Below are 13,362 nucleotides of genomic sequence, written 5' to 3'. Positions count from 1 at the left end.
GACAAATGCCTCCTGGAATATCCGTTATCTTTCTGTTTGATATTGAAAAATTTTACCTGTGCTTACTCCGAAAATCAGAGGGAGACATACCGGAATACTTTTTAAAGGATACGCTAAAATAATGTGGATTGGAAAATCCGGTCTCATAAGCGATCTCATACGTCTTTTTATCGGTATTACGGATCAGTTCCATCGCCTTTTCCATGCGAATATTGGTAAGGTACTCCACAAAATTTATCTTGGCTTCTTTTTTGAACAGCCCGCTTAAATATCCGGTACTGACCGATACGTGTTCTGCAACTAAGCTTAAGGATAATTCCTCTTCGCCATAATGGGTGCCAATATAATCCTTGGCATTTTGTATGATCATCTGACCGCTGTTGGACTGAAGCTGCTGCAGTTCATGGGATACTTTTATGGAAAAAGACAGCAGTTTTTTTATTATCTCTTCCGAAGAAGACATGTCCTCAAGCTCATTGTAAAGAGCAAAGCCTTCCCCCCACACATCCTTAGACACCTGGCGCACACCGGATAATTCTTTTAACAGAGATGTGATCATTTCAATAAAGACCATTTTTATATTGGAACTGGAGAGGGTTTTTGATCGGAGCAGGTCATCATAAATCGCGGACATAGATTTCTCAATATCTGCCTTTTGTAAAAATTTAATGCTGTAAATCAAATCCTTAATCCCCTGGAAGGGATAAAAAAAAGCCTTCTCGATATAATCAAGATCGCTGATGTCATATACCTTGTTGGCACCCAGAGAATATTTACAGTCAAGAGCCGTACTTGCTTCGTGATAAGAGTGGTACAGGTCTTTGAGTTTGCTGACCTCAGACCCCAGTGCACAGGTAGTATTTACCTTTAGTACCGCAGTGACTGCCTTTTGAATAACCTGCAGGGTACTGTATGCAATAAAATGTCCGTCATCTCCAAATGAATCCAGGTTAAACACGATAATAACCTTATTGTTGTTATCATCAAATATACAGTGCTGACTGCCGATACAGTCCAGGGTAATATTTTTTTCTGTAAATACAAATAGCTCAATATCGGAATTGGCTGCTTTGGTCAGATCTGCCTCCACGATTCCTACCATATAACGCTCTGAATGGAGGGGAATCTCAAGGGAGAATATTCGGTCTTCTAAATGATCCGACTGTCCGTATTGGGTACAGACCATGGTATATAAAAATTTTTCCTGCAGCGCCGGCATACTTTGATGGATCTGCAATTTCATTTTTGCAATATACTGCTTTTGAGATGCTTCTATATTGAGTTTTTTACAGATTTCTTTCATTTTTGTATAAAGCGTGGACGCCCCAACGGGCTTTAAAATATAATTCTTCACACCCAGATCCACCGATTGTTTGGCATATTCGAAGTCCTCGTGCCCAGTCAATACCACCACGTGAATCTCCGGAAATTCTTCACTTAATGCCTTCGACAGCTCCAATCCATCCATAAATGGCATAACAATATCCGTAAGTACCAGATGTATCTGATGCTTACGGCATATTTCAAGGGCTTCCAGACCATCCTCCGCCTGGTAAATTGTTGTAAATCCAATAGAATCCCAGTCTATAATCGTACTTATTGCATTCCTTACCAAGGGTTCATCATCTACGATTAACAATGTATACATGCTATACGCCTCAAATTCTGTTTATTTCTGCCCGGAATCCGCTGTCTCTTCTGATAAGTCTTCCACTGCTTCCACATCTGATTCTGCCTGTCCGCCCAGCTCTTCCACTGCTTCCACATCTGATTCTTCCTGACCGCTCAGGTCTTCAATCTCATCCGGTGTTTCGGCGGTTTCTGTATGCTCCTGCGCTTCTGCTTCATTCTGAAGGTTTACACCGGTGAATTCATCCCGGAATTTTTTCTTCAGGCTGATACTGAGGACATAAATAACTGCACCAACTAAGCCTACACTGCCGGCATTGCCGATGTTGAAAATGAAAAATGCGATGCCTGCATATCCCACAAGATCTGTTCCCGCATATTTATAATATGCTCTCTTGCGGTCCTCGGAAATTCCGTCCAGCTCATGTAACAGCCTTGGCTCTACCACATCCAGCAGCACCCAATAGATAACCAGGAAAATGGCAATTGCTCCATAAAATACAATCTGAGGAACCTGCTTGCTAAATCCTACGTAGAGTAAAAATGCTACCATCGCAAGCAGCAGTACAATAGAAGCAATCGTAATTTTCTTCCTTATTTTTCTTCTTTCTTCTTTTTGCATGATTCTTCTCCTTTTTATAACATATAGAGAATATTATACATGATGTAAAGAGAAAAATATAGGACTTTTATAAAAAAGTCTGAGAAAACTGATTTTGCAGATTGCTCTAATGAAATAAAAGAAATCCGACGGGATACGCCGGATTTCTCTTGCATTACTTTTCTTTTAAGCAAACTGATTTAAGTCGGCATCGTAGTAATAATCGATGTTTTCTAATTTTTTTATCAGTTCTTCCTCTTTTAAGCTCAGGCTCTTACACATTTCTTCCAGGGTTGGGTAAAAATCCCTTAGTTGTGTATTTACGTAGCTTAACAGTATAAATGGGTCATTTGGAATCATTTTGTACCTCTGCCAGAGAATATTACATTACTTCACCAGTCACTTTTACATGTGCAGCAAGCTGGTCATTTTCAACATCCAGCACGATAATATCTTCTGCTCCTACGCTGCCGGAGAGAATTAACTTCGCTGCCAGTGTCTCCACATTCTTCTGTAAAAATCTTTTTAATGGTCTTGCCCCGTAGATCGGGTCATAACCGCCTTCTATAATATATTCTTTTGCATCATCTGTCAACTCCAGACGGATTTCCTGGTCAGCCAGACGTTTATTCAGGTCAGCCATCATAAGTGTTACAATGCTTCCAATATCAGATTTCGTCAAAGGCTTAAACATAATGATCTCATCCAGCCGGTTTAAGAATTCCGGACGGAAATGATTACGCAGGTCATTCATTACCATCTCTTCGCTTTGTTCATTGACCTCGCCCTGTTCATTAATACCTTCCAGAAGATAAGCCGAACCTATATTGGATGTCATAATTAAGATGGTATTTTTAAAGTCAACAGTTCTTCCCTGGGAATCGGTAATACGCCCATCGTCTAATACCTGAAGCAGCACATTGAATACATCGGGATGTGCTTTTTCAATTTCATCAAACAGAACAACTGAATACGGTTTTCTACGCACTGCCTCTGTCAACTGCCCGCCCTCTTCATAGCCCACATATCCCGGAGGTGCTCCGATCAATCTGGAAACGGAGTATTTCTCCATATATTCACTCATATCAATCCGCACCATGTTCTGCTCATCATCAAACAGGCTTGCCGCAAGGGCTTTCGCAAGTTCCGTCTTACCCACACCGGTTGGTCCCAGGAACAGGAAGGAACCGATGGGTTTGGTGGGATCTTTAATTCCTGCTTTTGATCGGATAATGGCATCGGTTACTTTGGTGACTCCATCATCCTGTCCAATCACTCTGTGATGCAGTTCTTCGTCCAGACCCAGGATCTTGCTTCGTTCACCTTCCGTCAGTTTGACAACCGGGATTCCGGTCCATCTGGAAATAATCCTGGCAATCTCTTCATCCGTTACGCTTTCATGAACCAGTGCCAGCTCCTGGCTCTTCACCCTCTCTTCCTCAATGCTTAACTGATCCTGAAGCTTTGGAAGTTCTCCATACTGCAGCTCAGCCGCACGGTTCAGGTTATAATCCCTTTGCGCCATTTCAATTTCTTTGTTTAGATTTTCGATCTGCTCACGCAGGCTTGATAAATTTTCAACGGAATGCTTTTCATTATCCCACTGCGCTTTCTTACTGCTGAAATCATCCCGCAGCTCCGCAAGTTCTTTTTGCAGGTTCTCCAAACGGTCCTGACTTAATTTATCAGTCTCTTTCTTCAATGCAGCTTCTTCTATTTCCATCTGCATGATCTTTCTCTGAAGTTCATCCAGCTCTGCCGGCATGGAGTCCAGCTCCGTCTTGATCAGTGCACAGGCTTCATCCACCAGGTCAATGGCTTTATCCGGTAAAAAACGGTCTGATATATATCGATGGGACAGGGTTGCGGCAGCGACTAACGCACTGTCCGTAATTTTTACTCCATGATACACCTCGTAGCGTTCTTTTAATCCCCTTAATATAGAGATAGTATCTTCTACCGTGGGTTCATCTACCATTACCGGCTGGAAACGTCGTTCCAGAGCGGCATCTTTTTCAATATACTTGCGGTATTCATCCAGAGTGGTTGCACCGATACAATGAAGTTCTCCTCTTGCCAGCATTGGTTTTAACATATTTCCGGCATCCATTGCGCCATCCGTCTTGCCAGCACCCACAATCAGATGAAGTTCATCGATAAACAGAATAATCTGTCCTTCGCTTTTTTTCACTTCTTCCAATACGGCTTTCAATCGCTCTTCAAATTCCCCGCGGTACTTGGCACCTGCTACCAGTGCTCCCATATCCAGTGAGAAAATCTTCTTATCTTTTAAGCCTTCCGGTACATCTCCCCGGACGATACGCTGTGCCAGTCCTTCCACAACTGCTGTTTTACCTACACCAGGTTCTCCGATCAGCACCGGATTGTTCTTAGTCTTACGGGACAGGATGCGGACTATATTTCGGATCTCACCATCACGTCCAATCACAGGGTCCAGTTTCTGGTCTCTGGCTTTCTCCACCAGATCCTGACCGTATTTATTCAGCGTATCATAAGTTGCCTCCGGGTTATCACTGACTACTCTCTGGTTCCCCCTTACGGTTGACAATGCCTGCAGGAAGCGGTCTCTCGTAATCCCGTATTCCTGAAACAGCGCCTTCACACCCTCATTTGGATGTTTCAGCAATGCCAGAAACAAATGCTCCACAGATACATACTCATCACCCATGGCCTTTGCTTCATCTTCCGCACTGACCAGTACCTTATTCAGTTTCTGACCCATAAACAACTGGCCTCCGGAAACTTTAGGACGCTTGTTTAAAGCATTTTCCAGATTTCTGGCAAAATGCTCCTTATTAATTTCCATCTTCTCAATTAATTTGAGAATCAGGCTGTCTTCCTGATTTAATAAACTATATAGTAAATGCTCCTGCTCAACTTCCTGATTTCCATATTCATAAGCCACTTTTTCCAGGTCATTCACTGCCTGTAAAGATTTCTGCGTAAATTTATTAATGTTCATAATCATACCTCCTCATCACATTCATTTGCAAACAGTCTTACACCTTCGTTTCTGTCTGTTCTATAACTACTATAACATACATTTTCAAAATTGCAAGTACTTTTTCATATTTTTTTGAAGTATTTTTTGAAAAACGGTAAATGCTAAAAAGAGAAAATGAAAGACTATGAATATGGGAGGTTTTAAAATGTTTCCAGATAAAATCTATTATGAACCGGATGTTCTGAATTATCCTCTGGGTCAGGAGTTAAAAGAAAAATATGCAGCTGTGCCCTGGATCGAAATAGAAAGCCACAATAAAATCGACGAGCTGCGCAGCAATGAAAACGCACAGTTCGCCAACATGAAACGGCATCTTATTATCGGTACCAGAAAAACCCACAAATACGTGCCAAACCATAAGGTTTCTGATTTCCTGGTTCCTTACACTTCTTCCGGATGCAGTGCCATGTGTCTGTACTGTTATCTGGTATGCAATTATAATAAATGTTCTTACCTTCGGCTTTTTGTAAACCGGGAAAAAATGATGGAACGACTGATAAAGTCCGCTTCTGCCTCTGACCAGGAATTAACCTTTGAAATTGGGAGCAACAGCGATCTTGTCCTGGAAAATACCATAACCAATAACCTGGAATGGACCATCCCGGCATTTACCTCCCAGCCAAGAGGGTACCTGACCTTTCCAACAAAATTTGATATGGTGGACCCCCTTCTTGAACTCCCTCACAAAGGAAGGGTCATTTTCCGCATGAGCCTGAATCCCCAGGAGATTATCAGTAAAATTGAAATTGGTACTTCTTCACTGAAACGCCGGGTCCAGGCACTTAATAAAATGTGTGATGCAGGCTATAAAGTGGGCATCCTGTTTGCTCCTATTATACTTGTTGATGACTGGAAGAAGATATATGAAGAGTTCTTTACACAGCTTGCCGATACGCTTTCCGACAAAGTAAAGAAAGAAGCATTTGTTGAAATCATTTTTATGACCTACAGCTTTGTTCACCGTGCCATCAATGCAGAAGCATTTCCAAGCTCGCCTGATTTGTACAGTAAAGAGAACATGACGGGACGAGGCAGAGGGAAATACTGTTATCAGACTCCCCTTCGCACAGATGGGGAAAGCTTCCTGCGAGAGCAGATCGCAGATAAACTTGGAGATATGCCTATTCTTTATGTTGTTTAACTATAAAAAAGATAATAAGATTGCGGAGCACTCCTCATCATCTTATTATCTTTTTATATTCTGTCCAATTTTCTTACGAATCCAATTACCCTTTCAAACCTGAAAAGGTAATTCCCTCAATGAAATACTTCTGAGCCATAAAAAATACTATAATCATAGGTACCATTACTACTGCTGCTGCTGCCATCAATAAATTCCACTGCTGAGAGAACTGACCAATGAACATCTGCAGACCAAGAGATACTGTTTTCTTCTCCTGGCTGTTTAAATATAAAAGCGGCCCCATAAAATCATTCCACGTATTCATAAATGTAAAGACACCAACGGTACATAATGCAGGCTTCGACATAGGAAGAATAATTTTGGCGTATATTGTAAGATAATTAGCTCCATCCACTAATGCTGCTTCATCATATTCTCTGGGAATTCCCATATAAAACTGTTTTACCAGGAAAATATTAAAAGCACTCCCAAAGAAAGCCGGCAGTATCAGGGGCCAGTAGGTATTATATGCACCCACTGCCTGCCAGCCGATAAACTGAGGTATCATTAGTACAGTATATGGAATCATCATCGTAGAGATCAACAGTCCAAAGAAAAAATCTCTTCCCCGAAACCGAAATCTTGTGAATCCAAATGCCGCAAAGCTAGAACTAAATATTGCACCAGCTACATTTGCAGATACAATAACAAAAGAGTTTAGAAAATATCTTCCAAAGGGGGCAGTCTGGAATGCTTTGACATAATTCTCAATCAGAAGTTCATCCGGCAGCCACTTTGGTGTAATTGAGAAAATTTCCCTGTCTGTCATAAATGAACTCCTAAGCATCCAGTAAAAAGGAAATAAAAGTACCATTGATAATATAATCAGCACTATATATACCCATATATTTTTTCTCTTTCTCATGATTTATCCCCACTTTCGTAATAAACCCATTTACCGGATGTCTGAAAGAAAATAACAGTCAGGACCGCTATAATAATAAATAAGAGCCAGGACATTGCTGATGCATATCCCATTTCATTATTTTTGAATGCGGTCCGGTACAATAGCAGTGAATAAAACAGGCTTGCATTATCCGGTCCGCCCTCCGTCATGACATACGCCTGGGTAAATGTCTGCATGCAATTGATTACACCCATAATCAGATTGTAAAATATAATCGGAGTCATAATTGGAACGGTTATGTAATGAAAACGGTGAAAAGCGTTAGCTCCATCAATTTCTGCCGCTTCATACAACTGCCTGGATATCCCCTGCAAACCTGCCAGATATATAATTATAGTATTTCCGGCACCCCACACAGCCATAAATGTAATGGAAGGTATAACCGTTGCTTTATTAAACAGAAATTCTACCGGAGCCATTCCTATCATTTTTAGAAAATTATTAATGATACCGTATATTGGGTTATACAAATACATCCAGATTGCTGAGCCTGCTACCAAGGGTATAATGGACGGTATATAGAATATAGTCCGGTAAACGGAAATGCCCTTAATCTTCATATTAAGCAGCAGCGCAATTAAAAAAGTTACAATCAGAGTTGCCGGTACTGTCAGTAATGTATAATATCCGGTTGCCCCCAGTGCCTGCCACACCAGGTTGTCCTGAAACATTCTGGCATAATTCTGGGTTCCGACAAACTTCATTGGAGTTACTATATCCCAACTGGTAAAACTGACAAAAAAGCTAAATAAAATAGGACCTATACTAAACAATGCCATTCCAATTAATGCCGGTGCTATAAAGAAATACCCCCACTTTGTCTGCATTCGGTCAATGGTTCCCTTTTTACAAACACCAGCTGCATTCTTTTTGTTATTTATCTCCATGCAATTACCTCCTGAAAATGGAGGGTATGATCCCCCCATTTGTATTTCCGTAAATGATAGTGAACCTCCTACCACTTGCCTTCCAGTTTTTCAGTCAACTTCTCATCGAGACCTTTCACTGCTTCTTCTGCGGTCATTTCACCCAACCATAGTTTGTCTAACTGGGGCATGATGGTTTGTTCCACTACTGTTGAGAAATTTTTCATAATTGTATTTTCGCCGGACTTTGCAACTTTTGTCAGTAGACCTGAAGTAACCTCAGCAAAATCTTCGCCATAATTTTTAGACCACTTATCAATGGCTTCCTGGCTTTCATAACTACTTTTTGTATTCGGCAGATTACTTACGGATGCACCATGCTTCTGGGTTGCATCTACAGCATAATCATAATCCGCTAAAGCCTTATACAGCTTAAACGCTTCTTTTGGATGTTTGGTATTTTTTGACATCATAAAAGCGGAAGCCCAAGCCATCCCGGAAGGAACCGAAAATGACGGCTGTGTAGTAACACCTACATCGTATTTTTCTTTCTCGAATTCAGGATAAATATAGGCACCTTCCATAAACATCGCTAATTGTCCATTCATCAGCATTGCAGAAGGAGACTGCAGTCCCTTACTCATTCCCATTGTTGGTGCCACCTGATTTTTCAAAGATAAATCAGCCACAGACTGCAGGACTTCTATTCCTTCTTTTGAGGTAATTCCTAGCCCTGTTCCATCTTCATTGAAAAATCCGGTGCCATTGCTGTAGAGAAGCCCTGAAAGCGTAATCCAGCTTGTAACACTGGTCATCATAGTTCCAAATGTCTGAATATTATTATAATCAAAGCCCTCTTCACCTGGATGTTTTCCTTTTGCATCCTTGGTCAGCTTTTCGGCAGCATCTACATATTGTTCCCAGCTCCATGGCTGTTCCGGATCCGACGGTGGATATGCTACTCCTGCTTCGTCAAACAGCTCCTTGTTATAATACATGACAACCGTAGTCATGTTGGGAGAAATTCCCCATAGATGATCGTCTGTCTTAAACATAGCAGTAGGAATATACAAGTCTTCCGGTACTATATTCTCTTCTGCATATAAGGGTGCAAGATCCATGCCCACTCCTTTATTTCCCCATTCATTTACAAGATATTCCTGTACAAAGAACACGTCCGGAGTCTCATCTGCTGAAATCATAGTATTCAGTTTGCTGGAATAATCTGCATACGGGATATAATTAACATTCACTTTTATATTAGGATTTTCCTTTTCAAACTCCGCAATCACAGCGTTTCCTGCATCCTGTTCTCCGGTACTCCACCATGTGTACAACTCCAGCTCAACCTGTTCTCCTTCCGGCAGTGTATCTGTAGAAGCACCGGCATCTCCTCCCTTTTTCTCCGTACTGTTTTCTGCCGTGGCAGCCGAACTTTCATTTTTTTTGCCTGTATCAGGCGATACACCACATCCAATCATCGTTAACACCATTGATCCCGCTACCAAAAGACTTACTAATTTTTTCTTCTTCATACCTTTCCATCCTTTCATCCGTAACCACTTTGTTTTCTTTTTACTCTCTCCATTATACAAAGATGGAATTTCTTTCAATAGCATTTTTATGTATTTATTACAGCAAAATTTTATCTTAATTCGTAACAGTTCAGACAAGTCAGAACTGTTACCTTAATTCGTCAGATTGGTGAATGGCATAATATACCCGAAAGTCACGAGGTGTCATCCCCGTTGCTTTTTTAAATACCCTTGAAAAATAATTAGAATCCATATATCCTGCTTCTAATGCAATCTCCGTAACCGGGACTTGTGATACTATAAGCATAGTCTTAGCGTGCTCCATTTTTAAATTTTCAATATATTGTGAAATATTCCCGCCTGTTTTTTCTTTGAATCTTTTTGACAAATAGGTAGGCGATACAAAAAATTCTTCAGCCAGATCCAGTAAACTGGGATCTTCTCTAAAATGATCTTCCAGATACTGACTTACATTCCCTACAAGATCATTTTTCTGCCTCATACCTCCAATCTGATTTTTTACGAGTTCGATATATTCCTGTACCTGATCTATCACATCTGACTGATTATAATATTTGGCCGTAGAAAACAGTAAAAGTTCTCCATGAAGGCTTTCCATTACGGGCAGGCCATTTTTAAGAAGCAGGTTCACTAATATCAGCATGATTTTACGATATACATCACTTAACATCCATATGGATTCACGATTCTGAAATAATTGTTTCAAAGTCTGCAGAGCCGCTGCATTAGCTTCCTTTACAGTTCCATACATCATTGTAGTTTCCAGCTCTGCATTCGTAAATTTATCTTTTATTACAGTATGATTGCAATCCAATATCCTGGTGTTGTTATCAATAAACCTTTCATTCAAGCGATTTTCCAGTGCTGCAAGCGCCGTTTCCCGGTTTTCCATATGCATATCATGAAAAAACCATCGAACCGGAATTTTAAACGAAAGCACATCACTGATTTTCTCTACAAGCCGGCAATCAAGATTTCTGTTTTCAAAAAACACCCCCACTGCATCCTGTACCATTGGAAAAACAATCACTTTCAATAAATCAGCGTTCTCCGCCTCTATAATTCCGGCTTTTACCAGACTGTTTTTCATATTTACTTGTTCCAGGACTGTTAAAACCGACGCTCCATAAATTAGCAGGAAGGAGCCTGCTGTTTTCTTGGTAAAGTATTCCTGGCAATCCCCCCAAAATATATAGCTGCTTTTTAAAATGGATTTCCTTTGCTTACGTTCCTCCAGTATCTGAAGATTAAGTGTCTCCATCAGATTCTTTAGTTCATCCTGCATTACGGGTTTTCTCAGATAATCACACACCCCAAGCCTAACGGCTTCCTTAAGATATTGAAAATCATCATATCCGCTTACAATTACAAATTTTGTATTCAGTTCCCTATACTGTTTTTTCATTTTTCTGATGAACGTCAATCCGTCCATCTGCGGCATATTGATATCCACAAAAAAAATATCCGGTCTGCAGCTTTCTAAAACCTGCATTGCTTCCTGGCCATTTCCCGCACATCCGATTACCGTTGCTGTGTTATCCGCCATCAGGATTTTATTCTTTAGACTCTTCAATACAAACTCCTCATCATCAGCAATTGCCACCTTCAACATTTTGGCTCCTCCTTCGGTACAATTATTTCCATCTTCGTCCCTAAACCCGCTCTGGACGTAATGTTAAACTGAAATTTCTCCTGGTACCCCATCCACAATCTCTGGTATACATTATGCAGTCCGATATGCTTACCTGATTTGATTTTTACCCCCAATCGAATCAGCGAAAAGGTTTCTTCGATCTGATTTAATTTTTCTTCCTGTATCCCACACCCATTATCCACAACTATGACAGAGACCTTCCCTCCCTTCTCCTTTATCTGAATGGTCACGCAACACTCCTCTCTCTTATCCTGAAACCCATGTTTGATACAATTTTCCACCAGTGGCTGTAAAATAAATTTATAAAACGGTATGTCAAGTACATGTTCATCTATTTCTTCGTAGAACTCCAGATCCGGTATTTTATAATAAATAATAGTAAGATACTGATGAATGTATTCATATTCATCCCGCAGACATATCCGGGCGTCATCCCCCAGATTATATCGGAACATTTTCCCCAGGGTCTCACATACCGTCACTGCCTGCAGACTCCTATCCTCCAGAATCAATCCATTAATGATCTCCAGCGTATTATAGAGAAAATGTGGATTAATCTTCTGTTGCAGCATCTCAAACTCGGATTCCCGTTCCAGTACTTCCATCGTTTTATTTTGGGAAATAAGACTTTCCATAGCTACAGACATATCATTAAATCCACTGATCAATTCTCCGATTTCATCCTGATAGTGATTGTCAATTGTTACTCCAAATTTATTATTCCGTATCTCTAAAATAGCATTTTTACACCGGATAATTGGTTGCGACAGATAATTTGAAAAATAGACTGCTATGAAAAATATCAACAGACCCAGCGGCACAATGACCAGTGCCCAAAAGCCAAACTGTTCCACAATAGTATTATCTTTATCGGAATGAAAAGAAAAGACATAAGTTTTCCAACCGGTTACTGTTGATTTCCCATAGGAGACAGCGCAGTACTGCTTTTCATTGTTTCTGGCAATGGTTTCTCCAGTCTTAAAACCATCCAGCTTTTCAAAAATACCGCCTAAAGCTGTTACATTATTCTTTGTAAAATTACTTTCTACCTGGTTACCACTCTCATTTTTTATTAGAATGCAGTCGTTATAGGGCGACTCCACTTTTAAAAAATCCCACTGCTCAGTAGGTATGTAAAATATGATATATCCAATATGATCAAATGTATGATAATCCCTGATAGTATAATAAAGTGACAGAATATTTTTCTGCCCGGGTGACTCCAAATAACCGCAATGGTCCTGCCACTGATAGTACTTACTATCACGTTTCAGAATATTAAGCCATGTCTCATCTTCAATTTTATAATAGGGGTCAAATTTTTCTTTGCCTGTCATCACAAATACACCATTATTCCCATATATTGCAACTCCTATATCTTTGTTCATCTGTGATATATTACTTAAGAAATGAGTAGCTCCCTCCAATTGGATCTGCTGTTCCTTATCATTAGGACTATAGTCAGCTTTTAATATATTCTGAGCCCAGTTACTATACATGGTTGTATAAGCGGTAAAATCCAGGTTTTTCATATATTGTTTCAGACTCTCTTCTACCTGAAGATTTCTGCTGAGTGCATGATTTTTTAATTCTTCCTGATAATTAAAGTTGGTCACAAGCCGGAATCCAATAAAACAAATGGAAAAGACCAATAGAAAAACCATGGCGAATAAAAAAACTACTTTCCGTTTCAAGCTTAATATCCAGTACCAGTCCACTGCTTTTTTAAAGCATCTCTTTATAGCTGCACCCATCCGTCTTCCTCCAATCTTATTCCTATAATTGCCGTTATTATAGCATATATGTACTAAAAAACAAAAGTAAGCTTTTACCATATATATAAATTGCATAAATTATTCCTGGTACCAGTTCAAATTTTTCGTCACTTCTTTTCAACTCTTGATTTATACTGGAGTCAATCAGAGTACACCAGCGGGGTAT

Annotated in this window: 10 protein-coding genes; 1 reads left to right on the top strand and 9 read right to left on the bottom strand. The window is 40.1% G+C overall.

The features are described from left to right. Positions 1-52 precede the first annotated feature (52 nt). From ACH2DQ_RS15260 to clpB, 4 genes are all read right to left on the bottom strand, one after another. Entirely contained in the window at positions 53-1,648 is a 1,596-nt protein-coding gene (locus ACH2DQ_RS15260) for a response regulator (RefSeq protein WP_394911543.1), read from the bottom strand. A gap of 21 nt (positions 1,649-1,669) precedes the next feature. Continuing rightward, positions 1,670-2,251: a hypothetical protein gene (locus ACH2DQ_RS15255; protein WP_394911544.1), complete on the bottom strand. Its 582-nt coding sequence runs from the start codon at positions 2,249-2,251 to the stop codon at positions 1,670-1,672. A 165-nt stretch (positions 2,252-2,416) separates the two neighbouring features. Beyond that, positions 2,417-2,590, bottom strand: coding sequence for a DUF4250 domain-containing protein (locus ACH2DQ_RS15250; RefSeq protein WP_394911545.1), 174 nt, complete (start codon positions 2,588-2,590; stop codon positions 2,417-2,419). A 22-nt stretch (positions 2,591-2,612) separates the two neighbouring features. Further along, entirely contained in the window at positions 2,613-5,213 is a 2,601-nt protein-coding gene (gene clpB, locus ACH2DQ_RS15245; RefSeq protein ID WP_394911546.1) for an ATP-dependent chaperone ClpB, read from the bottom strand. A 187-nt stretch (positions 5,214-5,400) separates the two neighbouring features. Between clpB and ACH2DQ_RS15240 the strand changes: the two genes are divergently transcribed. After that, a complete protein-coding gene (locus tag ACH2DQ_RS15240; protein WP_394911547.1) occupies positions 5,401-6,396 on the top strand; it encodes a radical SAM protein in 996 nt (331 codons plus the stop codon). A gap of 85 nt (positions 6,397-6,481) precedes the next feature. Here ACH2DQ_RS15240 and ACH2DQ_RS15235 read toward each other — a convergent pair whose 3' ends face one another. From ACH2DQ_RS15235 to ACH2DQ_RS15215, 5 genes are all read right to left on the bottom strand, one after another. Next, positions 6,482-7,207, bottom strand: a complete 726-nt coding sequence (locus ACH2DQ_RS15235; RefSeq protein ID WP_394911548.1) for a carbohydrate ABC transporter permease — start codon at positions 7,205-7,207, stop codon at positions 6,482-6,484. Positions 7,208-7,299: 92 nt separating this feature from the next. Continuing rightward, positions 7,300-8,232 carry a carbohydrate ABC transporter permease gene (locus ACH2DQ_RS15230; RefSeq protein WP_394911549.1) on the bottom strand — a complete coding sequence of 311 codons (933 nt, stop codon included), beginning with the start codon at positions 8,230-8,232 and terminating at the stop codon, positions 7,300-7,302. Between the two features lie 68 nt (positions 8,233-8,300). Next, a complete protein-coding gene (locus tag ACH2DQ_RS15225; RefSeq protein ID WP_394911550.1) occupies positions 8,301-9,746 on the bottom strand; it encodes an ABC transporter substrate-binding protein in 1,446 nt (481 codons plus the stop codon). Between the two features lie 148 nt (positions 9,747-9,894). Further along, on the bottom strand, positions 9,895-11,379 hold the full coding sequence (locus ACH2DQ_RS15220) for a helix-turn-helix domain-containing protein (protein WP_394911551.1): 1,485 nt from the start codon (positions 11,377-11,379) through the stop codon (positions 9,895-9,897). Further along, positions 11,373-13,175: a sensor histidine kinase gene (locus ACH2DQ_RS15215; RefSeq protein ID WP_394911552.1), complete on the bottom strand. Its 1,803-nt coding sequence runs from the start codon at positions 13,173-13,175 to the stop codon at positions 11,373-11,375. Before ACH2DQ_RS15215 ends, ACH2DQ_RS15220 begins: the two co-directional genes overlap by 7 nt. Positions 13,176-13,362: the final 187 nt, after the last annotated feature.

Source organism: Robinsoniella sp. (assembly GCF_034124845.1).
Note: the sequence above shows the minus strand (reverse complement) of the source record. Positions and strands in the feature narration are given on the sequence as shown.

Bases quoted from the DNA above. Each gene is read 5' to 3' on its own strand.
- ACH2DQ_RS15255 (WP_394911544.1), bottom strand. From the start codon at position 2,251: ATGCAAAAAGAAGAAAGAAGAAAAATAAGGAAGAAAATTACGATTGCT.
- ACH2DQ_RS15240 (WP_394911547.1), top strand. From the start codon at position 5,401: ATGTTTCCAGATAAAATCTATTATGAACCGGATGTTCTGAATTATCCT.
- ACH2DQ_RS15260 (WP_394911543.1), bottom strand. From the start codon at position 1,648: ATGTATACATTGTTAATCGTAGATGATGAACCCTTGGTAAGGAATGCA.
- ACH2DQ_RS15215 (WP_394911552.1), bottom strand. From the start codon at position 13,175: ATGGGTGCAGCTATAAAGAGATGCTTTAAAAAAGCAGTGGACTGGTAC.
- ACH2DQ_RS15235 (WP_394911548.1), bottom strand. From the start codon at position 7,207: ATGACAGACAGGGAAATTTTCTCAATTACACCAAAGTGGCTGCCGGAT.
- ACH2DQ_RS15230 (WP_394911549.1), bottom strand. From the start codon at position 8,232: ATGGAGATAAATAACAAAAAGAATGCAGCTGGTGTTTGTAAAAAGGGA.
- ACH2DQ_RS15250 (WP_394911545.1), bottom strand. From the start codon at position 2,590: ATGATTCCAAATGACCCATTTATACTGTTAAGCTACGTAAATACACAA.
- ACH2DQ_RS15225 (WP_394911550.1), bottom strand. From the start codon at position 9,746: ATGAAGAAGAAAAAATTAGTAAGTCTTTTGGTAGCGGGATCAATGGTG.
- ACH2DQ_RS15220 (WP_394911551.1), bottom strand. From the start codon at position 11,379: ATGTTGAAGGTGGCAATTGCTGATGATGAGGAGTTTGTATTGAAGAGT.
- clpB (WP_394911546.1), bottom strand. From the start codon at position 5,213: ATGAACATTAATAAATTTACGCAGAAATCTTTACAGGCAGTGAATGAC.